Source organism: Paraburkholderia dipogonis, assembly GCF_042680985.1.
GTDB lineage: Bacteria > Pseudomonadota > Gammaproteobacteria > Burkholderiales > Burkholderiaceae > Paraburkholderia > Paraburkholderia phytofirmans.
The window spans coordinates 290,912-313,820 of sequence record NZ_JBHUFR010000013.1 but is presented as its reverse complement, the minus strand read 5'-3'; the positions used below and the strand labels follow the sequence as shown (position 1 = coordinate 313,820).

Sequence of the window (22,909 nt, the reverse complement as noted above, 5' to 3'; positions counted from 1 at the left end):
CGACCGGCCCATTTCGATCGACGACGCGGCCCAGGTCGCAGCGATGAGCGAGCGCAACTTCCTGCGCCGCTTCAAGAGCGAGATCGGCATGACGCCCTCCGACTATCTGCTTCGCGCACGCCTGAATATGAGTTGCCGGATGCTGGTGGAATCGCGTCTGCCCATCGATAAGATCGCGCGCCGCTGCGGCATCGGCAGCGGCGGGCAGTTGTCGAAGCTGTTCAGAAAATATCTGGAGACGACGCCGACAGACTATCGAACGCGCAACCATGTGGCGCAGCAGAAGCCCAACGCACAGGTACCGGATCAATGGCGCGAGTTCGATCCAGGTGTGCTGATCGAAGCCGACTACGCAAGTCAAGTCGAAGCGTAAGTCAGAACCCGGCGGTACATCGCTACCGCCGGAAAACAAACACGGCCACTGAAGTCTATGCAGGCGCGCGGATGCTTGAACGATCGTGCCGCGTTGAGTTCTTCTTATGTCATGTTCAGTCAACAACGTGACGCAATCCGCCTCTCGCGTCTCGAGTCTGCTTCGAACGAATACACTTGGCGTCGGCCTTTCGAGGGGCGCTTCTCTCAGTCAACCCCAACCCCCTCGATTTTCCCGCCTGCCGCTCCTTCGGGGCGGCAGGTTCTTTTTTTCCGGCCATATCAGGTTCGAGTCGCGTGTCCAACTACGCGCATGCGCCTCGCAGGGCACATGCATCCACGTCCTTGATTCATACGAATACTCCCGAACGGAGCGCACATGGATGAGAAAGTGACTTACGTGTACGAGTACACGGGTGGTTTCGGCACCTACCGCACTACTGGGAAAAGGTTTGCATGTCATCTCCCCCTTGTTGGCGACAATGTAGTCATGAAGGTGGAGGAACTGGGATTCGATGATGTGTTTAAAGTGAAGTCTCGACTCTTCGAATACGACAAGGCGGGCTCTCTGACCGTCACATTGACGCTATCGCATACCGTCGCATAGGATCACTATATATTTTTTGCGGCCAATATTCTTCTTCGTTAGTCATGTTTCTTATCAGGCCCACAATAGATATCTAAATTCACAACAAAACTTAAGGCCTTCCGGTTCTTTGCGCGATACCCCATCTCCGCCAGATCAATAGAACCGCATTCATTCCCACTCCAGACTCGCCCGCGTTTTCGAATTAAACCTGCCAATTATCCAACGAGTAATTCTCTTGCTCTGCAGAGACATCACGGCCTGGCAATTCTGGCCAACACCTTGGCAAATTCGGCCAGTCATTAATGCAGTGCAACAACGTTATGTAGCATTCGATCAAACAATTAAAGCGGCTTAGAGACAGCCGGCAAGTCACTCATTTCCGGGAAAGTACGATGGAGTTTCTTTGCAACGTGAAGCATAAGAATGCACTTCAAGCACCCGCTTTGCCACAGAGCGCCAGCGTAAACCATATCGGTATTGCATTGTTCAATGGATTTGCTCTGCCCGATGTGGCTTCCATCATTGAGATATTCCAGTCGGCGAATGCCCTGAGTGACACAGGCGAGCCCCGTCGAACGCGCTATGAGGTCTCGCTGTTGTCGGCATCGGGTGGGCGTATTGCCAGTTCTTCTTCGGTGTTCGTGTGGACCGACAGTGTCGAATCGCGCGGGCACGAGGACAACTTCCGCGCGCTTTTCATTGCAGGCGGCACCGGCGCAACGAACGCGTTCCGCGACGATCGTCTGATCGTGTGGCTTCGGCAGGCTTTTCCGAAAAGCGGCATGGTCCATGCAATCGCCGAGGGACGGCTGATGCTCGAAGCGGCGGGTTTCTCGAATGCCTACGGAGCGCGCGTCGAGAACGACCGTCACGCACGAAACGCATTCCCATCCCGGCCTCTTGCGGACTCGCCCAGCCCGCTGCGCACCGCCTTGCGTATCGTTGGCGACGATCTTGGACCGGAAGTTGCGCAGCAGGTCGCCGATTGGGTTGCGCCTCAAGGCGAAACGCAGTTCAGCACAATCCTGCGTAGCAAAACGGCATCGCATATCAGCGATAAGATCCAGGCGTCCGCGCAATGGCTCGAGGCCAACGGCGCCCGCCCGATATCGATCGACGACGCCGCGCAGATCGCGGCGATGAGCGAACGGAATTTCCTGCGACGCTTCAAGAGCGAAATGGGCGTGACCCCGTCGGAATATCTGCTCTATGTGCGACTCGACATGAGCTGCCGCCTTCTCGCCAAAACAAGCCTGCCCGTCGACAAGATCGCGCGCCGCTGCGGCATTGGCAGCGGTGGAAGGCTCGCGAAGCTGTTTCGCAAGCACCTGCTCACCACGCCGACGGAGTATCGAATCAGCAAACAAGGTTCGCGCAGAACATCGTAACGCAGGCCGGCGGCAAAGCTACGGTCTCGTTCCGGCGCTTTGGCAGATCTGGAATGCTTAAGCGGTACGCTCGAATCGCTCATCCAGCGTCTGAGCAAGCGCGTCCCACCAGTGCGGCCGCACAAGCCCGAAGCGCTCATCGAAGCGGTCGTTGTTAAGAGCCGAATTGCGCGGCCGTGCCGCACGCGTCGGGAACGCCTCGCTCGGTACGGGCTCGATGTGTGTGACGCGTACCCGACCTGAAGGCGCGAGATTGCGCGCATAGTCGATGATCGCGGAAGCATAGCCGTGCCAACTGGTCACGCCTCGCGATGTCAAATGAAAAAGTCCGCTCTGGAAGCGTGCTTCCCGGCGCTCGCGCATTGCTTGCGAAATCGCGTGGGCGGTCACGTTGGCAAGCATTCTTGCCGGAGTCGGTGCGCCAACCTGATCATCGACGATCTTCAACGCTTCGCGTTCGCCGGCGAGCCGAAGCATCGTCAGCATGAAGTTTGCCCCGCGTGTCGCATAGACCCAGGAAGTGCGGAAGATCAGATGATCGCATTCGGACGCGATGATCGCGAGTTCCCCGTCGCGCTTGGTCGCGCCGTACACATTCAGCGGCGCCGTCTCGCAGTCTTCTGAATAAGGCTCCGCCGACTTTCCGTCAAACACATAGTCGGTCGAGAAATGAACGAACAATGCGCCCGCGCGTTTCGCCGCGCGGGCCATGACGTCGACCGATTCGGTATTGACGAGCCGCGCCGTTACGCAATCGTCTTCCGCCTTATCAACCGCCGTATAGGCCGCGGCGTTGACAACGACGTCCGGGCGGTAAAACCTCATCAACCCGTCGAGCAGCGCCGGCTTGCTGAGATCCGCAACTTCGCGATCCCAACGGACCACGTCACCCAGCGGCGCAAGCGAGCGTGCAAGCTCCCAGCCGAGTTGCCCCTGTACGCCCGTGATCGCGATTCTCATCAGTAGACCTCAGCCTCGTTGAAGCGGCTACCAGCGGCGTCTTTCGACGAAACGAACGGAACACCATTCAGTTCCCATTCGACAGCAATGTCCGGATCGTCCCAGCGCAGCGTACGTTCGTGCTCCGGGTGCCAGAATGCAGTCGCTTTATAAAGGAACTCAGCGACATCCGACAATACGACAAAGCCGTGCGCAAAGCCCGGCGGAATCCATAGCTGCCGCCGGTTCGACGCGGACAGCCGCACGCCAACCCATCGCCCGAACGTGGACGACCAGCGCCGCAGATCGACCGCAACGTCGAACACCTCACCCACTACAACCCGAACCAGCTTGCCTTGCGGATGCTGGATCTGGTAATGCAGGCCTCGCAGAACGCCCTGCGCTGAAATTGAATGATTGTCTTGCACGAACGTATAGCCGCGCGCTACTTTCTCTTCGAACTCGACCTGATTGAACGTCTCGAGGAAAGCACCGCGTGAATCTCCGAACACTTGAGGCTCAATGACCTTCACGTCGGGAATCGCGGTATGTCGAACTTGAATGGTCATGTGTGGATGGCAGGAATGAGAGATGACAGATATCGGCCGTAGTCGGTCTTTTGCAAAGGCGCCGCGAGGCGGGCCAGTTGCTCGGCATCGATCCAGCCACGCCGGAATGCGACTTCTTCCGGGCTCGCAACCAGCAAGCCCTGCCTCTGTTGCAGCGTCGCGATAAACGTCGCCGCATTGATCAGAGATTCGTGCGTGCCGGTGTCGAACCAGGCAAAGCCTCTACCCAGCGTCTCCAGATGAAGCGCTTCGCGCTCCAGGTAGTGCCGATTCACATCCGTGATTTCCAGCTCACCGCGTGCGGATGGCTCGATATTCGCGGCAATATCGCAGACGTCGCTGTCATAGAAATAAAGACCCGTAACGGCAAAATTGGAACGCGGCTTCAGCGGCTTCTCTTCGATCGACAGTACCTTACCCCGAGCGTCGATCTCCACGACGCCGTAGCGTTGCGGGTCGTGCACGTGATAGCCGAAGACCGTCGCCCCTTTGGTTCTGGAATGCGCATTGCCCAGATGCGCGCCCAGATCCGCGCCGTAGAAAATGTTGTCGCCCAGAATGAGCGCGGAGGGTTTCCCGTCGATAAATTCGCGGCCGAGTATGAACGCTTGAGCAAGCCCGTCCGGCGACGCTTGCACGGCGTAGGTGATCCGCATGCCCCACTGGCTGCCGTCGCCGAACATCGCCGCGAAGCGCGGCGTGTCATCCGGCGTCGAGATCAGCAGGACCTCGCGAATGCCCGCCATCATCAGCGTGGACAGCGGGTAGTAAATCATCGGCTTGTCGTAGATCGGCAGCATCTGCTTGGAGATAACCCGTGTGATCGGGTACAGCCGCGTTCCAGACCCGCCGGCGAGAATAATGCCCTTACGGTTCGAGTCCATCGTTCACGCTCTCTTGAGTATGCTTTCGGGGTTCCAGCGCCGATATGCGCCAGAGCGGATTTCTTCCAGCCACGCACCGTTTTCAACGTACCACTGCACCGTCATCGACAAGCCGCTTGCAAACGTCTCGCGCGGCACCCAGCCGAGCTCGCGGCGAAGCTTCGTGGCATCGATCGCATAGCGCCGGTCGTGTCCCTTCCGATCCGTGACGAAAGCGATCTGCTCGCGATAACTGCCGCTCTCGCGTGGCTTTATCGCATCGAGAAGATCGCAAATGAAATGAACGACTTCGACGTTGGTTTTTTCGTTATCGCCGCCGATGTTATATGTCTCCCCCGGCGTGCCACGGGCGAGTACCGTACGGATCGCATCACAATGGTCGCGTACGTACAACCAGTCGCGCACATTGCGGCCATCGCCATACACCGGTAGCGCGTCTCCGCTCAGTGCTCGTTGAATCATCAACGGAATCAGTTTCTCCGGAAACTGGTAAGGCCCGTAGTTATTCGAACAGTTCGTGGTCAGCGTGGGCAATCCGTAGGTGTGGTGGTACGCGCGAACGATGTGATCCGAACTCGCTTTCGATGCCGCATAGGGACTGTTTGGCGCGTACGGCGTCGTCTCCGTAAATGCCGCATCGTTGGCCGACAGCGAACCGTACACTTCGTCCGTCGACACGTGCAGGAAGCGAAACGAACTACGTTCCGCATCGCTTAGCCGCTCCCAATACAGTCGCGCGACATCCAGCAGTTCACCGGTACCCGTCACGTTTGCATCGATAAACTCACGTGGACGGTCGATCGAGCGATCGACGTGACTTTCCGCTGCAAAGTGCACCACGGCACGCGGCCGATATTGTTCAAAGATAGCGCTCATGGCTGCGCGATCGCCGATATCGCGACACACGAACACGTGACGAGGATCGTCGTGCAGCGCTTGCAACGTGCCGTAATTGCCGGCATACGTCAATTTGTCGATATTGAGTATCGGCTCATCATGGTGGGCAAGCCAGTCGATGACAAAATTCGCGCCGATAAAGCCGGCGCCACCCGTTACGAAGATCATTTGAAGTTCTCTTAGATGACGGCTCTTACATTCTGAATCGTAAAGGCGCGACTATTTTTGCATCGGCCATATAGTTGGCGCATTCCGACATTCGCCAGTTTCCTGCTTGAGTCACTCTCACTCGTTCACTCATTCAGCTCGATCCCGTGAGTCCCCGGATTCAATCCCTGCCTATTCGCGTCACGAAACTCGCTCGGCGTGAGAGAGAGTCGGCGTCTGAATATTTTCGCAAGCCGCTCGCCACTTCCCATTCCGCAACGTCGCGCGATCGTATCGATCGGCACACTGGTTCGCTGGAGCAGACTGCACACGACACCCAATCTAATCTCGAGCAAATACTCCGAGGGCGTGATCGATGCCTCCGCCCTGAAACGACGCAAAAACGTTCGTTCGCTCATATTCGCGACTTCGGCCGCGTGCGCAATCGAGATCGGGTGCATATAGTTCTCTCGCAGCCAATTTGCCGCCGCTCTGATCGGCGCGGTCCATTCCATCGATGAAGCATCGACGGTTTGCGCATCGCGACTGCCAGTCGACGTCCCAGGACTCGCGTGCTTTCTCGCAGCATTGCGCGACGATGTGAGATAAAGCAGGATCTGCGATTCGATCTGTTTTCGCGCATGCGCGCTGGTCGCCGTCAGTGCCGCGACAAACGACACCCCTGCTTCCGTCATGGATGGCGCCAGTCTCGAGCGCGCGCGAGCACTGCCCAATCGTCGCCCGCGCCGCGCTGTACCCGGCGAAGCCATCACGAATCGATACAACGAGCTATCGCTATCCCACACGACGACATCGGCTCGCGCCACCAAGGTCGACACGGCGCGCAACACATCCGGTTCTTCCGCCGCCCGCAGCCTGCACTTCGCACCCACCACAAACACACCGTCGAATTTCTCCGATAAACGAGGTTCGACTGGATCCGTCCAAATCCGGATTGAAAGCGAGTCATCAACATAGCCGCCGCCAATCGACAGTAACGACACCTTGAATATCAGCCCAGGCGACGGCGCCTTTTCCTCCACGATATCGTTGCAGTGAGCGCGGTTAAAGATATCCGCCAGCGCGTCGACTTCCTTGATGGAGAACCCGGCGAATACGACTATCGCAATCTTCACTTCCGATTCCATGGAAGGTGCCGCGACGTTACCGGAGAATGCTCCTTTAGCTCTCGTGCGGTTTGTGTACGGGTGCATGTTCCTGTTTCCGCGGGCAGCGCTGGCTTTGTCACTTATCCTGACTGCCGATATTACTCACAGCGTGCTGTCGACAATGATCGCTGGCTACCGGTGCCATGGATTTGTCTGAAATAACGCTAGCCACTGTGCCCAACGCACCCAGCATGCACTTTCACTTCTTGAAAACACCGACAATCTGCTGATGTTCGAATACCAGTAACGAAGTAATCCGCCGTTGGTCGAGCAAGGCCAACGCGTCCTGTACGCGCGTTGCGGGAGACACCATCGTGGGCTCTCTCGACATGAAGTCGCGCGCGCACTTTTCGAATGCATGGGGTCCGTGGACCTCGATCAAACGGCGAACGTCACCGTCGGTAATCAGGCCCCAGCCTGTTTCGTCGCGAACGATTGCAATCCCCAGACTGCCGCGCGTCATCTCGCTGACGATTTCCATGACCTTCGCATCGGGCCCGACGAACGGAAGCTTGTCGCGAACCATCTCATCGCCCACTGTGCTCAGCAGTCGCCGGCCAAGCGATCCCCCCGGATGAAAACGCGCGAAGCCTTCGGGCTTGAAATCTCGCGCCTCCATTAACGTCACGGCGAGCGCATCGCCCATTGCCAACGTCGCGGTCGTCGAAGCGGTCGGCGCCAGTTGAAGCGGACAAGCCTCTTTCTCGACACCGATATCCAGATGACAATGCCCCGCGCGGGCAAGCGTCGACTCACGATTACCCGTCATTGCGATCACGAAATTGTAATTGTTTCGCAGAAACGGGAGCAGCTGCACAACCTCGTGGGTCTCGCCCGAATTTGAAATGGCGAGAAACACGTCGTCACTGGTGACCATTCCGAGGTCACCGTGATACGCCTCGCCGGGATGCATGAAAAACGCCGGCGTGCCGGTGCTCGCAAAGGTCGCGGCGATCTTCTTACCTATGATTCCAGACTTGCCCATGCCGCATACGATCACACGGCCGCGCGTTTCGAGAATACGCGCTATCGCCTGGGCGTAGTCGTCGTCCAGACCCGATGCGAGCGCGGCAATCGCACTGGACTCCAAAGCGAAAACCCGTTTCGCCGACGTGATGTAATCGTGAGCCGTCATGATCTCCCCGAAGCGTTCACAAATAGTATTTCCCTCACTCGCGCTACGTCCTCTTTCGTATCGACACCCGGCGGCGGGGGCTCCGGCCATTCAAATACGCGGATCGGCATACCTAGCCAGATCGCGCGCATCTGTTCCAGCCTTTCGAGTTCTTCAAGTTCGCATGACGGTGTCTCCGTCAGCCGGTAGAGCGCCGAGCATCGATAGGCGTAGATACCGATATGACGCAAGTACGCGGACAGAGGCCACTCGTCCCGCGGAAGATCTCGGCAAAACGGAATCGCGGAACGTGAGAACACGATTGCCTGACCGTGCGCGCCGACCACGAGTTTGACGACGTTTGGATCAGTCAAATGGGACACTTCCGTCAAAGGCACCGCAACAGTTGCCATGTCGAAAGCCTGCGCGTTCGCGCAGAATTGCACGAACGACGCAAGCAACGGCTGTGGTACGAGCGGTTCGTCGCCCTGCACGTTGACGACCAGATCGTCTGCATTCCAGCCCAATTCACGCGCGACTTGCGCGCACCGATCAGTTCCGGACTGATGTTCGGGGTCGGTCATCCGAACGGGAATCCGGTACGCCTCCAGACTTCCGACGATCCGCTCGTCATCTGTCGCCACCACGATGTCCACCGTCCCGGGTAATGCCGCTCGAACAGCTTCATAAACGCGCACGATCATCGGTTCGCCCGCCAGATCAATGAGCGGCTTGCCCGGCAAGCGAGTCGATCCAAAGCGAGCTGGAATCACCACGTGAATCGAAGCAAGGTCACTGGACGATCGCACTGCGCACCTCCCCGGTCAAAAACGATTGATACATCTCGTCAAGTGTCATTCCGTCGGCCAGCAACACGTTCTCGGCGACTTCACGGGCGACGCCGTGGCCGCCGCGCGCGCGCGTGACATGGTCTGCGTGACGCAATACAAGCACGTGTGCATCGCCGGGGGCGAACGCACGTCCCGCGCGCAACATCACAGGCAAATCGATCACATCGTCGCCGACGTAGACGATCTGCTCGTCCTGCAATCCCCGCTCCAGTTTGATCGCCTCGTACGCGGACAACTTGTCGCGGCTGCCGGTCACCACCACGTCGAAACCGAGTTCTTTTGCCCGGCGTGTCAGCGGCGCACTCGATCGACCCGACAACACGCCGCTCGCAATCCCGTATTCCCGCAGCAATCCGATCGCCACGCCGTCGCGTACGCTAAAGGACTTAAGGTACTCACCATCGCCGCTGAAATGCAGCGAGCCGTCCGTCAGCACGCCATCCACATCGAATAGAACGAGGCGGATTTTTCCTCGATACTCGCGTGGCCTGCTCATTGAATATCCAGCGCAGGGAAACTCTTGATCAGATCATCAAGGTCTTTCATTTGCCGGAGGAACGGCTCAAGCACGGCAAGCGGAAGCGCGCTCGGACCATCACAGCGCGCGTGGTCTGGATCTGGATGTGCCTCGAGAAAGAGACCGCTCAATCCGACCGCGAGGCCGGCACGTGCGAGTTCGACAACCTGGCGGCGCCGACCGCCTGATGCGGCACCGCCCGGATCGCGGTATTGCAGGCTATGTGTCACGTCGAAGATCGCTGGCGCGCCATCCGACGCTTCGATCATCTGCCGGAAGCCGAGCATATCGACCACCAGATTGTCGTAGCCGAACGAACTGCCCCGCTCGCACATAATGACGTTGTCGTTACCGACTTCACGGCATTTGCCGACAATGTGAGCGACCTGCGTCGGGCTCATGAATTGCGGTTTCTTGATGTTGATCACACGGCCCGTTTTGGCAATAGCCACGACCAGGTCCGTCTGCCGCGCGAGAAATGCAGGCACCTGGAGCACGTCGACCACCTCCGCGACCCGTGCGGCCTGTTCGACCTCGTGTACATCGGTGATGACCGGCACGCCGAACTCACGTTTGACCGCTTCAAAGATGCTCAGACCTTCGTCGATTCCGACCCCACGGTATGAATGGATCGACGAACGATTCGCCTTGTCGAACGAAGCCTTGAAGACGAATGGAATGTTCAACTTCGCCGTCGTCTCGACATAATGGCGGCAGGCATACAGTGTCGAGTCGAGGTCTTCGAGAACGTTGATGCCACCGAACAATACAAACGGCAGACGGTTCGAGACCGTCACCGCGCCTGTGATTTCTACCGCACGATCGTTTATCTTCATCGCTCACGTCCACGCCAGAAAGAGTTAGAACGGTTGACCTCGACCTTCGTACCCGGAGATATCCGAGCACGGCGATCTTCAGTCCTTTGGTCTCATGCGCTGCACGCGTTGGCGCTAGCTACGCGTCTCGCCACCGTATTCGTAGGCTGCATAGCGATAGGAGCCATATTTGGAGCCATAGCCATACCGCGCGTGCGACAGGTTCAGCCCGTTAAAGAGTACGCCGTTTGCCTCAACCCCGTTCTGGGCAAGCCGCTTGACCGACTCCGCGATCTCGCCTGCTTTTGTCACCGCCGCCCGGGCGACCAGGAACACGGTCCCGGCATTCGGCGCGAGAATTCCGGCATCGGCGGCTGCGAGTGCGGGGGCCGTGTCGATCAGCACGATGTCGTACCGCTTCGACAGCTCTTCGATACAAGACGCCACCCGGTCACCCAACAGCAGTTCCGCGGGATTTCGCGGCAGTGTTCCTGTCGAAACAAAGTCCAGTCGAGCAAGCAGATCGCGCCGCACAACCTGGTCGAATGTCGAGAGACCCGACACCAGCTCTGAAAATCCGCCACCGCGTTCGAATCCGAACGACTGATGCAAATGTCCCTTGCGCAAGTCACCGTCGATCAGCAGCACTTTTTTGCCGCCTGCCGCGAGCACTGCCGCAAAATTCACCGACACGAACGACTTACCGACGGCCGGCGCTGAGCCAGTCAACAGTACGACGTTGTTTCGCGCATTCACCATCGCAAACTGCAGCGCAGTTCTTAGACTACGTAAGCTTTCGATAGCCGGATCGCTCGGCGAATCGGCGGCGAGAACGTGTGTACCCGCTTTCTTCGCACTCGACACCCGGCTTAGCTCCTGTTGACGCTTGCTCAATGGGATCGTCGCATACACATGCAGCCCCGTGCGGCGCTCCAGCTCAGTTGGGTCGCTGATGCCGCGGAACAGCATGTTGCGCACAAAAGCAAGCACCGCGCCTGCAAACAAGCCGACGACCAGCGATCCAGCAAGGACGATCAACTTTTTCGGCTTCACCGGCTTCTCAGGAATCGCCGCCGTGTCGACCAGACGCACATTGCCCGTCTTGCCCGCCTTGACGAGTTGCAATTGCTGAAAGTTGTTCAGCAACGACGTGTAGAGATCGGTATTGACCTGAACGTCGAGTTGCAATTGAACAATCTGCTGCTGCACGTCGGGCAATTGCTTGATTCTGGAAGATGCCGCGTCGCTGTATTGACGCAATGTCGCAATCTGCGAGTCGATCGTGCGGATCGCCGGATGGTGTCCATTGAATCGCGCCGCCAGCCCTTGACGTTGCTCCTCGAGCTCAAGTAACTTGGTCTTGGCATCGACGGACTGCTGCAATACCACCTTCGCTTCCTCAGTCAGGTCGACGCTGCCGAGTTTGTTCCGTGCCGCCGTGTACCGCTGCTGGGCCTCGTCGAGGCGTTGCTTGATCACGGGCAATTGCGAGTTCAGAAACTCCAGAGATTGCGCGGCTTCGGCAGACTTTCGTTCGACATTCTGCCGGATGTACTGATCGCCCACTGCGTTCAACTCCGCCGCTACGCGCACCGGGTCGGTATCGAGCAGACTTGCAATCAATACGCCCGATTGCTTCACCTTCTCTTCAACGTCGAGGTTGTTTTGCAAGTCGGTGATACTCTTCATTCGCGAATGGCGTCGAAGCACGAACTGCGTATCCGGCCGGCCTTTAATGGATTTCACCCAGAGAAGGATCTTGCCGCAACACGACGGTACAGACTCGACCCGTCCGATCTGCCCGACGAATGGGTCGGTAAGATCGTCGCCGGTCAGCCGGTAGTGCGTCGCGTCGATCGCCGTCAGGCGGAACTTGTCGTCCTCGAGCGATTCCGGCACGTCGAACTGCGCCACATCGATATGCTCGTTCCCCCACGCGTAGCCACCCACGCCGAACAGGCCGGGCGTGGATAACTCCTGACTGCGGCGCGCTATCCAGTTCCCGATCAACGGAAAGTAGCGCGGCTGTGCGTCGATAAACAGTTTGAGGTTGTCGACCGCACGCGTAACGACCAGGCGTGACGCCAGAATCTGGCTTTCGGCGGCAGCCGTCGATTTCACGTCGAACAACGACGAAACATCGCCCAGCAAGCCCTTTTCCGCCGAGCTCTCCGGGCTGTCTTCGACCTGTATGAGAAGATCGGCTTCATAGACCGGATTGCTCAGGAACGCGTAGAGCGTGCCGGCCACGAGGAAGAAGGCGACGACAATGCCGATCAGCCAACGGCTTTCTATCAGCACGTCGAGAATCGTCACGAAATCCAGTTCTTCTTCACTATCGGGTGCCCCCGTGGGAGGCAAATTAGTTTGCGTCATCAAATAGGTGCCAAGGTAGCGAGAGGAAAGACGCCTGCTCGGTTAAGCCACAATTTTGAGTCGCTCGACCCAGTCTTCGATCGCGCGGTCAATCAAGGTGAGGCACGCTTGAAAATCTGAACGCTCGCCTCCGTAAGGGTCGAAAATATCCTGATCGATGAATTCGCCCAGCCGAAATACCTTTCCACGCGTGGTCGGATAACGATCGACCACGCTCTGTTTCTGTTTGGCGTCCATCACGAAGATCACATCCGACTGCGCGCACAGTGGCGCCGAGAGCGGGCGGGCACGGTGATCGTCGATCACGATGTCGCGCTCGCGCATCAACTCACGCGCGATCGCGTCGGCCGGGTGGCCGACAAGCGCGCCGAGTCCCGCGGACTCCACCCGGACATGGCGTAGCCGTGTGCGCAGAAGCCCCACCGCCATCGGGCTTCGGCAGATGTTGCCAATACAGACCACGAGAACCGATTGGACCATGTTCAGTTACCCGATGCAGTTCGTTGCAGGTAATACGCACCGGTCGCACTGCCCACCAGAGGCGTCACGACGCGGTACCACCTGATCACGCCTGGCGCGTCTACATACACGACGTCGTCCGGCTTCATTTCAAACCCGGCGGCAAGCACCATTCCGGTCGGCGACTTGCTGTCGAGATGGAATATCTTCGGTAGTCCATCGTCCGATTTCGCGCGCACCACATAGATTTCACCCGCATCGCCGCTCAACTGGTTGACACCGCCCGCATCGCCAAGCGCATCGCTTAGCGTCAAATGGCCATTCGTCTTGAACACGACAGGTCCAGGCTTCACGACTTCGCCCGACACCACGACCCGATGTTCGATCAAGGGCGGGACGCGGATCGCGTCCTGGTCACGGATCGCAATGTCCTTCGGATTGATTCCGCGCTTCTGCATTTCGGGAAGATTGATCCGATGTGTAATGCCGCCGCGAGTCAGTTCGATTCTGCTCAGATCGCCTGTGGCCGCAACGCCGTTTGCCAGATTCAGCATCTCGGCCAGAGTCATCGGGACATCGGTGATCTGCTTGACGCCCGGCTGGCGCACTTCGCCATCGATATAGGCTTTCTGACTGCGGTATCCGATCACGCGCACCGTTACCTGCGGATCGTTGAGGTTCTGCTTCAGGTGATCGATCAATTCCTGCTGCAATTGCAGCTCGGTCAGTCCACTGGCCCTGATCTTCTTCACATAGGGAAACTGGACATAGCCGTCCTTGCTGACCACAAAACCAGGCAAGCTTTGGGCCGCCATGCCGACGGTAGCCGGAGAAGCGCCCGAATCGGTACCGATCGCATAACTCAGGTTAGGCATCACCAGTTCCGGGTGATCCCAAACGATGATCGACAGCACGTCCTGGGCTCCGATCCGATAAGGCGCCGGTGGCGCGATCAACGATGCATAGCTGGTGTCGGCCGCTATGGCAGCCTTGCGCGCTGACGATTCCTGCTCGATCAGCTTGAACGTAATCGGAGTAATCACCGGCACTGAAGAAGGATCCTCGGGATCGATCGGCTTATGTGGATCGAAACTCATCCCAGGCGCAAATGCGCAAGCACCAAGCGCGACCACCGAACACAGGGACAAGCGTTGAATAAGTGATGCAAAGCGATTTCTCATTGGCAGTGTGCTAAGGCAGTGTGGATCTGCGGACTTCGAAATGACTGGCGGAAAGAGCGACGATCTTTGGTCCGTTCGACCGCCCTTGAATGTCAGTCGCGCTTTACGGCTATGAGACCGCATCGCACAGTCTGCCGTCGCTTTCTTGACGGCTTGTCTTACCGGGATCGGATATTACCGATGCTGCGACGCGGCGAATCGCGTTGACCGAAAACGGCATGCATTTGGCGAAATACGGAAAGTCCCGGGCGAAGCTCAATGGTTTCGAGGCCCAGGCCCTAAGGCTTCTCACCCAATATGGATAAATCGGACATCAAGTCGCCGCGCGGCTTCCGGCCGATGTCAAAACGCGATCAACGCGTGCGTTGAGTCGATTCGGACGATTCATTGCCGTTTTCCGTCATCGGATTTTTCACCGCCAACCTCGTGGTTATGATGCGACGCAAAACCGGTTAGCGCCCGCAAACAAATCGCTAGGGGAATGCAAATGCAATCAGTCAAACCGCTTGGTTTTCATCCCGGCACTCGCGCACCTGCCTTTCTTTTCGCGTTGCTCGATGCGTGTTTCGTACTGGCGGGCGCCGCCATTGCGTATGTATTCCGTTTCGACGATTTCACTGCGTGGAGCGATCCCACGCTGCTTCTCGTTGCCTTCAATACGGCGATGACCGTTCTCCTATTCCCCACGCTCGGCATCTATCAATCGTGGCGCGGACGGAGTCCGCTGGAGATGGTGACGCTCGTCACGATCGGCTGGGTGGCCGTCTTCGTTCTGGGACTCGTACTGGTCTTCACGACACATCAGGCGCACACCTTGTCGAGGCTCTGGTGTGGGACGTGGCTCGTCACGTCGCTTGTGCTCTTCGTCGGCTTGCGGCTCGCGAAGTATCAACTGTCGAAACAGCTATGGAGTCGCGGCATCAATGTACAACCGGTCGCTATCGTCGGTGCAAATCCGCTCAGCCTTACGCTGATCGATCGCTTGCGTAAGAACGCCCAGTCGGGGTTCTCTCCGGAATGTGTATTCGACGAGGATCCGCTTGCCTCCAAGTACGCCGGCGGACTCCCGGTGGTCGCTTCTCTCGACGGACTTGCCGATGCAGTGCGTACCCGAGGCATCAAGGAAATCTGGCTGGTTCTGCCGCTGCGGGAGGAAGCGCGTGTGCACGCCGTATTGAACGCGTTCCGGCATGACTTCGTGAACGTCCGCTTCATTCCGAACGTGCGTGACTTTTCCCTCTTCAACCACTCGGTTTCGGAGGTCGTCGGGCTATCCGCAATCAATCTATTGGCATCACCGTCCGCAGATCCGCGTTTTGTACCCAAACAGATATTCGACCGCACATTCGCGGCTCTCGCATTGCTCTGTTTGTTGCCGCCGATGCTTGTCATCGGAATTCTCGTGAAGTTGTCGTCGCCCGGACCGGTTTTCTTCCGCCAATGGCGCAAGGGTGCGAACGGCAACGAATTCCAGATCTACAAGTTCCGGACGATGGTGGTTCATTCGGAAGATGCCGGCCAGTTGACTCAGGCCAAACGCCGCGATCCCCGTGTGACGCCGATAGGTGCGCTGCTCCGCAAGACCAGTCTGGACGAGTTGCCGCAGTTCATTAATGTTCTCAAAGGCGATATGTCTGTGGTAGGTCCGCGTCCGCATGCCTTGCAGCACGATGAACTCTACAAAGACCTCGTGCATGGCTACATGTTTCGCTACAGGATCAAGCCCGGCATTACGGGCTGGGCGCAAATCAATGGCTATCGCGGCGAAACCGACAAGATCGAGAAAATGCAAGGACGAATCGCGTTCGATCTCTATTACATCGAGAACTGGACCTTTGGTCTCGATCTCAAGATCGTTCTAAAGACCTTTATTCATGGTTTCAGCGGCGCCCACGCTTATTGAAGATACGCGTTTCTTACGTGCCACACGCATTCGTGTCGGCTACTCGCTCAAATTGTTGCCTCGCGCCCCAGGATTAGCGCTGTGATTCACCGCTGCGATTCACCGTGAATGCAGCCCCTTTATTGACCTTTATTTCTATCTTCGAGCTCGCATGAATATCCTGATCACCGGCGGTGCCGGCTTTATCGGCAGTGCACTCGCGCGTACCCTTAACCGCCTCGGCGACACTGTTACCGTACTGGACAACCTCTCTCCGCAGATTCACGGAACTAATCCCGATGACTCGCCCTTGTTCAAGTCGCTGCCTGAATCCGTGCGCTTCATCAAGGGTGATGTACGCCGCCGTGAAGACTGGCTGGCCGCACTGGAAGGTCAGGAAGCCGTCATTCATCTGGCCGCGGAAACGGGTACCGGCCAATCCATGTACCAGATCGACCACTACGTCGAGACCAATGTGCGCGGCACGTCGCTGATGCTCGATTTACTCGCCGAAGCGCGTGACGCCGGGCATGGCACGGTCCGCCGGGTCGTCGTGGCGTCGTCCCGTTCCATCTACGGCGAAGGCAAATATCGCGGGCACGCGGGCTACGTATATCCGGGCGCGCGGAAAGCCTCTGATATGCGCCTCGGACTGTATGATTGCCTTTGCCTGGAAACCGGCGAACGCCTCGAACTGGTCCCGACCGACGAAACTTCCAAGACTCATCCAAGCTCTGTCTACGGCATCACGAAACTGTTCCAGGAGCAACTGGTTCTGACCGTCTGCGAGACGCTCGGCATCGGCGCGATCGCACTTCGCTTTCAGAACGTGTATGGGCCGGGCCAGTCGCTGCGCAATCCGTACACCGGCATTCTCTCCATCTTCTCCACGCTGCTGCTTCAGGGCAAAGACGTCAACATCTTCGAAGACGGCCTCGAGAGTCGCGACTTCGTTTATCTCGACGACATTGTCGAATCCATTGTGCTCGCGCTCGATGCAACGAATAAAGCAGGCGTCGCCTACAACGTCGGATCAGGCAAGGCAACCAGCGTGCTTCAGGTTGCGCAAACGCTGAAGCGCTTCTACGGCGCCACCGGCGCACTCAACATCACAGGCAATTTCCGTCTCGGCGACATCCGCCATAACTACGCGGATCTGAAAAAGATTCGCAAGGAGCTCGATTTCGAGCCGAAGGTGTCGTTCGCAGAAGGTGCGATGCATTTCTGCAAGTGGGTCGAGGAGCAAACCATCTCTGATGCAGGCTACGACCAGTCGGTCGCCGAGATGCGCAGTCGCGGGTTGTTGAACTAAGCGCCCCCTCACTCTTCAAGGAATTCGCGATGAAAATTGGCATTGTGACCGTGCTTTTCAAATCGGACCCTGTGATCGCAGGGTTCATTGCGAGCATGAACGCTCAACGATTCACGGATTTCCATGTCCTATGTATCGAGAACGACGTTGAAAACCGGGCCTGCGAAGCGGCAATTCGCGCGGATCTGATGGTCCCGTTCACGTTCATTCGCAACAAGTCGAACGTGGGCGTCGCCACGGCGAACAATCAGGGACTGGACTTTTTTCTTCCGGATGAGAGCTTCACGCATGTCCTCTTCCTGAATAACGATATCGAGGTCGATGCCGATTTCCTCCAGCGGCAAGTGGACATTCTGGTTGCCAATCCGCGCGTCGACGCCTTGGCGCCGAAAAGTTTCTACTACGACACGCCCGGCAAGCCGTGGTACGCCGGTGGCAAACTGAGCTACCTGAAAGGCGGCTGCCGTCATTTCGGTCATAACAAACCTGATCGACTGACCGAAAATCTGCTGTATCCGGTCGACTACGCGCCAACTTGCTCGCTGATCGTCAAATCGAGGCCGTTAAAGGCGTCGGGAATCCGGATGTGGGAAGAACTCTTCGTCTACTACGACGACACGATCTTCTGCCTCGAATTGAAGAAGGCCGGAATCAAGATGTATTACACACCCACCATTCATCTTCAGCACAAGATCAGCTCTTCGACGGGCGGCAGCCGTTCAGATTTCTCACGCTATTACTTGACGCGCAACTGGCTTTACTGCGGACTGAAAACACGCAATCTGGCCGTCGCCGCATCGGCAATCGTGTTGACCGTTTTCCACGCGGTGGCACGTCACAAGATCGAACTTCGTGCAATGCGCGACGCGTTCCTGATGAAACGGACTGTCGCATAACCACGTTCGACATCGCATCCTGCCGGCGCCTGGCTCGCTCACACACCATGAAAACTAAAGTTGTCACGCTAGTTTACTACCATCCCATGGCGCGCTTCTTCTGCGCGATAGAGGATGCATGGAAACAGCTGGATCCCGACGTCGAATTTCTCCATTTAGCGGTTTTCCCAAGTGCGTGGGCGTACTTCCGGTTGCATGGGCGTGCGACCAAGGCGCTGTCATGGAAGGCATTTCTGACGAGGTCCAAGGACAGTTCGACTGACCCGGACGTGATATCGGCTCTGATCCGCTTCCACTCGTCCGATCCGGGTATGACCGATCCGCAACGGGACGCGCTTAACCGCCAGGCGCGGGCGATGCTCGAAGTGAGCCGATCGGTGATCGAACAGTTCGATCCGGACGTAGCCATTCTCAGCGGCGATACACGCTTGCCGGCCGAAGTGTTGATGCGCACACTGACCGATTCACGCGCGGCAACGTGGTTCTTTGAGCAGGGGCCGTACCGCACGACGCTACTGGATCGCGAGGGCGTCAACGCGAATTGTTCGTTCCGGACGGCTCTCGCCGATCTTCCCGCGACGGGCCCTGAGTTGGTCGTACCTAATCAGCGTCCGAGATGGAACAATCGTCTCTACTCGATGGTCGACAAGTTTATCGTTGCGCAGTCCCGGCTTACCGGCTTGCTGCCGCCCGATCTCCGTCCGTATCGACTGGAAAAGTGCCCATCTTCGCGTTACAAGGCATTGGTGCGCCAATCGGACGCCGTGTCCGACAGGCGAAAGACGCTCCTTCTCGCCATGCAGGTGCCCGAGGACGCGAACAACATCTATCACAATCCACTTCAGCTCAGCGATGCTGGACTGATCGAGTTCGTCATGTCGGGTATCCCTCCCGACTGGAAAGTCGTCGTCCGAGAGCATCCGCTGTACCGCCGCAAATACAGCGCGGCATTCTATGCGCTGGTGGCGCGCATGGAGAGAATCGAACTCAGCGGCCGGTCGCTATCCGATGATATTGCCCGGACATGCATAACGGTCACGGTCAACTCATTGACGGGACTCGATGCCTTCGCGGCCGGCCACAGGGTCATCGTGCTTGGCGAATCGTTCTACGATCATCTCAACGGAATCCTGCCGGCCCGGACGCCAGCCGAACTCGGACATCTGGTCGAACACCCCACCGACAGGTCGAAGCCCGCGCCGAATATGTTACTTGGCGCACTGGTCGACCGGTACTTCTTCCCCGGCCACTTCACCGACGTCGATCTCGGCTATACGCACGGTATCGCCGCGCGGGTAATGGAGTCGCTGCGCGTTGAGACTCGATAAAACAGATATGACGCCAGCCGGACTTCCGCGGTCGCCGACCATTGTCAAACGTATTGCGTCGAGTTTCATCTTCAGGCTATCGGGCGCGGTGACGAATTTCTCGTTCGTGATCTTTCTCGGGCGTTACCTCGGCGCGTCGCAGACGGGTCTTTACATGATTGGCCTGGGTTTTCTGTCGGTTCTGTCGACATTCTGCCGTCTCGGCCTCGAACAGATCGTCATTCGCGACGGTGGCCCGATGGTGCGCGACCGTCAGTGGGCACAGCTACGATCCTTGTATCGACAAACCATGCTCCTCCCCGCTGCTGCGAGTCTCACCCTGACGCTTACGGTCATTCTTCTATCGAAGCCTTTGGCGCTGTATGTTTTTCACAAGCAAGAACTTGCCTCGGTACTGGTGTGGTTCGCAGTAGCGTTGTTACCCACTTCGATCGCGATGATGCACGTACCGTTTCTGCAGATCATCGGCAAGCCGGAGAGAAGCATTGCCGTTTTCAGCGTCTGGGTACCGCTCCTCTCGTTTCTTTCACTGTTCTGCATGCCGCCGTCGAGCGCGGTGACGGCGGCATATATTTTCGTCGGCGCATCGACACTCAACCTTGCTATTGCATACATTCCCTTCACTAGATTCATGCGTAGCGCCGGTGGTCTCATCAATCCAATCGGCCCGGTATGGAATGTCCGCTTGCTACGACCGGCACTGCCGCTGCTGATCGGTAACACCTGCCAGATGGCGCTGCTCTGGATCGCCGTTTTTGCCGTGGGGATTCACTCTTCTCCTTCTGACGTAGGCGGGTATTCGGTCGCACAACGCGTTGCGCTGACACTCTCGGGATTCCTCGTTCCACCGATCGACGCGCTAGTCGCGCCCAAGCTTTCGATGATGCGCGGCACCGCCAGCAAGCACGATATCGAGTGGATCGTTCAACGCGTGTCGGCTGCGCTGCTGATCCTCGTGTCGGGTCTTTTCGTCGTATTGGTCTTATCGGGCCACCAACTGTTGCGGCTGTTCGGCAATGACTTTGGAGCGGGCTACGGCCCACTCCTCTTCTTGAGCGCGGGACAACTCGCCGTGGTCGCAAGCGGTTCGATACGTCCTCTACTGGTCGTTCACGGACTCGAAAGAATCATCCGTAATGCGATGGTGATCGCGACCCTGGTGTGCATAGCCCTTGCCGCGATTCTCGTGCCGACGCTTGGCGCAACCGGCGCGGCACTCGCTACCGCGCTTGCACTGGCGGGCGAAAAACTCGCGGAGGGACTTGTGGCGTGGAAGGTTCTAGGTATCTGCGTTTACCCGTCGCTGTCGTTCTACCGGCGTGAGATCGCCACGCTCCTTAAGCACCACGCCAAACGCACTCAAACGGAATAGCCACGTGAACATAGGCATCTTCTTCAAGGTCAGGAATCGTCTCAGGACGTCGCTTCAGGGCCTGGTGTATCCGTTTTTCTTCGCGCGATTCGGGGCACGTTCACGCATTCTGAGGCCAATCCGGATCGACGGATCGGACAACATCGCGATCGGCACCGACGTATTCATCAACAATTTTGCATGGATCGAGACGATTCACGCGTTCTCCGTGCAACCCAGACTCGATATCCGGGACCGCGCATACATCGGTAACAGTGCGCATATTATTGTCACCCACTCGATCGAGATCGGATGCGACGTGCTGATCGCCGATCGAGTCTACGTCGCCGACTATATTCACGGATACGAAGACATCCACAAACCAGTCAAGACGCAGGATCTGATTCAGCGCCGCCCGGTCAGCATCGGCGACGGCTCGTGGATCGGCGAGAACGTCGTGATACTCGGAGCAAGAATTGGCCGCCACTGCGTGATCGGCGCTAATGCCGTCGTCACAAGCGACATCCCCGATTTCTGCGTCGCCGTCGGCGCTCCCGCCCGCGTGGTTCGACACTGGCATCCGGACCGTAAGCAATGGTTAAAGGGTGAACCTTCCGCGCGCAACGCCTGTTCCGCTAGTGTCATAAACGAAATCAATCATGCTTAGCTCTCTCTTCAGGCGCGAAATCCGCGCCTCGTTACTGCTGACGGCAATTCTGCTTGTCAGCGGCGGTTGGATCGTTGTGGTTCGAGTTGGTAATTCCGCAATGATCGCCGCAATCGTGGTCGTTCTATTTTGCAGCTTCCTTGTATCGGTACGCTTTCCTCGAGCAGTCCGCGGTAGCTATGGAATTCTGGTTATCGCAATCTTTGTCGCCAGTTATGCGCAGGACTTTCAGATCGACGACAAGGAACTCTTCGTCATTTTGAAAGCGCTGATTGCGGGCGTCGCATGCATTTATTTCAAGCGGACACGCCGTGATTTTCGTGAGCTTTTTGTCGACGTGATGTATTACATGGCGATCATCTCGCTAGTGCTTTATCCGCTCGCCTATGTGGCCCCCGGCATCGCACGCCATATCGATGACGAATACAACACGGTCTTCGGCCTTCTCTATGTCCGCTCGACCGATTTGCAGCGCTTCAATCACTACCGCAATCAGGGCATCTTCTGGGAAGCCGGTGTGTACGGCGTCATGCTGACGATGGCCTTCGCCTACAACTTTTTGAAGTACAAGAAGCGGCCCAACTGGGTGTTTCTTCTGGCGGCTCTCTCGACTCAATCCATGGGAGCCTTATCGGTCTTGATGCCATTCGCCGCTTATTGCTACTTGCATCAACGCCAGCCGAGACTCGCGAATCTCGCGGCGATCATGTTGGGCGTCGTGGTGGCACTGGTACTGGCCGCCCCCGGCGCGATCGACGACGCCTTCTCGACCCTGTTCGGTCGCTCGCTGCAAGGCGACTCGAGTATCACCGTGCGAATCAACGACATGACACTCGGCGCGCGTGCCGCAGCTGACAGCCTGCTGGTCGGCCGGCCAAGCGGCGACCTCGACGCCTACAACGCGCTGGCGCTAGACGAGTATGGGTACATCAAGGAAAACGACGCCGGCATATCGAACTCGATTACCGGCATGATCTACAAATACGGCGTACCCGTCACCGTCATCTATTGCTGGGTTCTCTGGCTCCGCGTGCGTAGAGATTTCGGCGGTATGGCGCCACTTGTCTTTGCTGTTTTCGCAGGCTTGCTGATGATCGAACCACTCGGTTTGTCAATCTTCGTCTTCATGCTTCTCGCCTATCGAGACTATCCGTCGGTCGCCGGCCGGCAATAGGTTCGACGTGTCTCACAAGCGCCATTTTCAAT

22 protein-coding genes are annotated in these 22,909 nt (G+C 57.6%); 10 read left to right on the top strand and 12 right to left on the bottom strand.

What is annotated here, in order from left to right:
* The 3 genes from ACFSNN_RS18980 to ACFSNN_RS18970 all read left to right on the top strand — a co-directional run.
* On the top strand, window positions 1-373 hold a 373-nt coding region (locus ACFSNN_RS18980; RefSeq protein WP_377779185.1), incomplete at its 5' end, for a helix-turn-helix domain-containing protein.
* A 378-nt stretch (window positions 374-751) separates the two neighbouring features.
* Window positions 752-979, top strand: coding sequence for a hypothetical protein (locus tag ACFSNN_RS18975; RefSeq protein ID WP_012428085.1), 228 nt, complete (start codon window positions 752-754; stop codon window positions 977-979).
* A gap of 374 nt (window positions 980-1,353) precedes the next feature.
* A complete protein-coding gene (locus ACFSNN_RS18970) occupies window positions 1,354-2,349 on the top strand; it encodes a GlxA family transcriptional regulator (RefSeq protein WP_134462913.1) in 996 nt (331 codons plus the stop codon).
* A 57-nt stretch (window positions 2,350-2,406) separates the two neighbouring features.
* Here ACFSNN_RS18970 and rfbD read toward each other — a convergent pair whose 3' ends face one another.
* The 12 genes from rfbD to ACFSNN_RS18910 all read right to left on the bottom strand — a co-directional run bounded on the left by rfbD (window position 2,407) and on the right by ACFSNN_RS18910 (window position 14,183).
* Window positions 2,407-3,309, bottom strand: coding sequence for a dTDP-4-dehydrorhamnose reductase (rfbD, locus tag ACFSNN_RS18965; RefSeq protein WP_134462911.1), 903 nt, complete (start codon window positions 3,307-3,309; stop codon window positions 2,407-2,409).
* Complete coding sequence (gene rfbC / locus ACFSNN_RS18960) at window positions 3,309-3,857, bottom strand: dTDP-4-dehydrorhamnose 3,5-epimerase (protein WP_012428088.1); 549 nt, start codon at window positions 3,855-3,857, stop codon at window positions 3,309-3,311. Before rfbC ends, rfbD begins: the two co-directional genes overlap by 1 nt.
* Window positions 3,854-4,741, bottom strand: coding sequence for a glucose-1-phosphate thymidylyltransferase RfbA (gene rfbA, locus ACFSNN_RS18955; protein ID WP_134462909.1), 888 nt, complete (start codon window positions 4,739-4,741; stop codon window positions 3,854-3,856). The genes rfbC and rfbA overlap by 4 nt, the downstream gene beginning before the upstream one ends.
* A gap of 3 nt (window positions 4,742-4,744) precedes the next feature.
* Window positions 4,745-5,806, bottom strand: coding sequence for a dTDP-glucose 4,6-dehydratase (rfbB, locus tag ACFSNN_RS18950; protein ID WP_134462907.1), 1,062 nt, complete (start codon window positions 5,804-5,806; stop codon window positions 4,745-4,747).
* Between the two features lie 125 nt (window positions 5,807-5,931).
* A complete protein-coding gene (locus ACFSNN_RS18945) occupies window positions 5,932-6,933 on the bottom strand; it encodes a helix-turn-helix domain-containing protein (protein WP_377764991.1) in 1,002 nt (333 codons plus the stop codon).
* Between the two features lie 220 nt (window positions 6,934-7,153).
* Window positions 7,154-8,089 carry a KpsF/GutQ family sugar-phosphate isomerase gene (locus ACFSNN_RS18940; RefSeq protein WP_134462903.1) on the bottom strand — a complete coding sequence of 312 codons (936 nt, stop codon included), beginning with the start codon at window positions 8,087-8,089 and terminating at the stop codon, window positions 7,154-7,156.
* The gene (kdsB, locus tag ACFSNN_RS18935; RefSeq protein WP_134462901.1) at window positions 8,086-8,877 is read right to left on the bottom strand and encodes a 3-deoxy-manno-octulosonate cytidylyltransferase; all 792 of its coding nucleotides are present in this window, start codon (window positions 8,875-8,877) and stop codon (window positions 8,086-8,088) included. Before kdsB ends, ACFSNN_RS18940 begins: the two co-directional genes overlap by 4 nt.
* Complete coding sequence (locus tag ACFSNN_RS18930) at window positions 8,861-9,415, bottom strand: KdsC family phosphatase (RefSeq protein ID WP_134462899.1); 555 nt, start codon at window positions 9,413-9,415, stop codon at window positions 8,861-8,863. Before ACFSNN_RS18930 ends, kdsB begins: the two co-directional genes overlap by 17 nt.
* Window positions 9,412-10,272, bottom strand: coding sequence for a 3-deoxy-8-phosphooctulonate synthase (kdsA, locus tag ACFSNN_RS18925; RefSeq protein ID WP_134462897.1), 861 nt, complete (start codon window positions 10,270-10,272; stop codon window positions 9,412-9,414). Before kdsA ends, ACFSNN_RS18930 begins: the two co-directional genes overlap by 4 nt.
* A gap of 114 nt (window positions 10,273-10,386) precedes the next feature.
* Complete coding sequence (locus ACFSNN_RS18920) at window positions 10,387-12,627, bottom strand: polysaccharide biosynthesis tyrosine autokinase (RefSeq protein ID WP_134462895.1); 2,241 nt, start codon at window positions 12,625-12,627, stop codon at window positions 10,387-10,389.
* Window positions 12,628-12,669: 42 nt separating this feature from the next.
* On the bottom strand, window positions 12,670-13,107 hold the full coding sequence (locus ACFSNN_RS18915; RefSeq protein WP_134462893.1) for a low molecular weight protein-tyrosine-phosphatase: 438 nt from the start codon (window positions 13,105-13,107) through the stop codon (window positions 12,670-12,672).
* Between the two features lie 2 nt (window positions 13,108-13,109).
* A complete protein-coding gene (locus ACFSNN_RS18910; protein ID WP_244322934.1) occupies window positions 13,110-14,183 on the bottom strand; it encodes a polysaccharide biosynthesis/export family protein in 1,074 nt (357 codons plus the stop codon).
* 571 nt (window positions 14,184-14,754) lie between these two features.
* On the opposite strand from ACFSNN_RS18910, the gene ACFSNN_RS18905 reads away from it, so the two are divergent.
* The 7 genes from ACFSNN_RS18905 (at window position 14,755) to ACFSNN_RS18875 (ending at window position 22,877) form a co-directional block, all read left to right on the top strand.
* The gene (locus tag ACFSNN_RS18905) at window positions 14,755-16,170 is read left to right on the top strand and encodes an undecaprenyl-phosphate glucose phosphotransferase (protein WP_134462889.1); all 1,416 of its coding nucleotides are present in this window, start codon (window positions 14,755-14,757) and stop codon (window positions 16,168-16,170) included.
* Window positions 16,171-16,321: 151 nt separating this feature from the next.
* Window positions 16,322-17,461, top strand: a complete 1,140-nt coding sequence (locus ACFSNN_RS18900; protein WP_134462887.1) for an NAD-dependent epimerase/dehydratase family protein — start codon at window positions 16,322-16,324, stop codon at window positions 17,459-17,461.
* Window positions 17,462-17,490: 29 nt separating this feature from the next.
* Window positions 17,491-18,357: a glycosyltransferase family 2 protein gene (locus ACFSNN_RS18895; protein ID WP_134462885.1), complete on the top strand. Its 867-nt coding sequence runs from the start codon at window positions 17,491-17,493 to the stop codon at window positions 18,355-18,357.
* Window positions 18,358-18,404: 47 nt separating this feature from the next.
* Entirely contained in the window at window positions 18,405-19,685 is a 1,281-nt protein-coding gene (locus ACFSNN_RS18890; protein WP_134462883.1) for a capsular polysaccharide export protein, LipB/KpsS family, read from the top strand.
* Window positions 19,686-19,692: 7 nt separating this feature from the next.
* The gene (locus ACFSNN_RS18885; RefSeq protein WP_134462881.1) at window positions 19,693-21,057 is read left to right on the top strand and encodes a lipopolysaccharide biosynthesis protein; all 1,365 of its coding nucleotides are present in this window, start codon (window positions 19,693-19,695) and stop codon (window positions 21,055-21,057) included.
* Window positions 21,058-21,061: 4 nt separating this feature from the next.
* Complete coding sequence (locus tag ACFSNN_RS18880; RefSeq protein ID WP_134462879.1) at window positions 21,062-21,703, top strand: acyltransferase; 642 nt, start codon at window positions 21,062-21,064, stop codon at window positions 21,701-21,703.
* On the top strand, window positions 21,696-22,877 hold the full coding sequence (locus tag ACFSNN_RS18875) for a hypothetical protein (RefSeq protein WP_134462877.1): 1,182 nt from the start codon (window positions 21,696-21,698) through the stop codon (window positions 22,875-22,877). The genes ACFSNN_RS18880 and ACFSNN_RS18875 overlap by 8 nt, the downstream gene beginning before the upstream one ends.
* Window positions 22,878-22,909: the final 32 nt, after the last annotated feature.

Bases quoted from the DNA above. Each gene is read 5' to 3' on its own strand.
- ACFSNN_RS18975 (WP_012428085.1), top strand. From the start codon at position 752: ATGGATGAGAAAGTGACTTACGTGTACGAGTACACGGGTGGTTTCGGC.
- ACFSNN_RS18970 (WP_134462913.1), top strand. From the start codon at position 1,354: ATGGAGTTTCTTTGCAACGTGAAGCATAAGAATGCACTTCAAGCACCC.
- rfbD (WP_134462911.1), bottom strand. From the start codon at position 3,309: ATGAGAATCGCGATCACGGGCGTACAGGGGCAACTCGGCTGGGAGCTT.
- rfbC (WP_012428088.1), bottom strand. From the start codon at position 3,857: ATGACCATTCAAGTTCGACATACCGCGATTCCCGACGTGAAGGTCATT.
- rfbA (WP_134462909.1), bottom strand. From the start codon at position 4,741: ATGGACTCGAACCGTAAGGGCATTATTCTCGCCGGCGGGTCTGGAACG.
- rfbB (WP_134462907.1), bottom strand. From the start codon at position 5,806: ATGATCTTCGTAACGGGTGGCGCCGGCTTTATCGGCGCGAATTTTGTC.
- ACFSNN_RS18945 (WP_377764991.1), bottom strand. From the start codon at position 6,933: ATGGAATCGGAAGTGAAGATTGCGATAGTCGTATTCGCCGGGTTCTCC.
- ACFSNN_RS18940 (WP_134462903.1), bottom strand. From the start codon at position 8,089: ATGACGGCTCACGATTACATCACGTCGGCGAAACGGGTTTTCGCTTTG.
- ACFSNN_RS18930 (WP_134462899.1), bottom strand. From the start codon at position 9,415: ATGAGCAGGCCACGCGAGTATCGAGGAAAAATCCGCCTCGTTCTATTC.
- kdsA (WP_134462897.1), bottom strand. From the start codon at position 10,272: ATGAAGATAAACGATCGTGCGGTAGAAATCACAGGCGCGGTGACGGTC.
- ACFSNN_RS18920 (WP_134462895.1), bottom strand. From the start codon at position 12,627: ATGACGCAAACTAATTTGCCTCCCACGGGGGCACCCGATAGTGAAGAA.
- ACFSNN_RS18915 (WP_134462893.1), bottom strand. From the start codon at position 13,107: ATGGTCCAATCGGTTCTCGTGGTCTGTATTGGCAACATCTGCCGAAGC.
- ACFSNN_RS18910 (WP_244322934.1), bottom strand. From the start codon at position 14,183: ATGAGTTTCGATCCACATAAGCCGATCGATCCCGAGGATCCTTCTTCA.
- ACFSNN_RS18905 (WP_134462889.1), top strand. From the start codon at position 14,755: ATGCAATCAGTCAAACCGCTTGGTTTTCATCCCGGCACTCGCGCACCT.
- ACFSNN_RS18900 (WP_134462887.1), top strand. From the start codon at position 16,322: ATGAATATCCTGATCACCGGCGGTGCCGGCTTTATCGGCAGTGCACTC.
- ACFSNN_RS18895 (WP_134462885.1), top strand. From the start codon at position 17,491: ATGAAAATTGGCATTGTGACCGTGCTTTTCAAATCGGACCCTGTGATC.
- ACFSNN_RS18890 (WP_134462883.1), top strand. From the start codon at position 18,405: ATGAAAACTAAAGTTGTCACGCTAGTTTACTACCATCCCATGGCGCGC.
- ACFSNN_RS18885 (WP_134462881.1), top strand. From the start codon at position 19,693: ATGACGCCAGCCGGACTTCCGCGGTCGCCGACCATTGTCAAACGTATT.
- ACFSNN_RS18875 (WP_134462877.1), top strand. From the start codon at position 21,696: ATGCTTAGCTCTCTCTTCAGGCGCGAAATCCGCGCCTCGTTACTGCTG.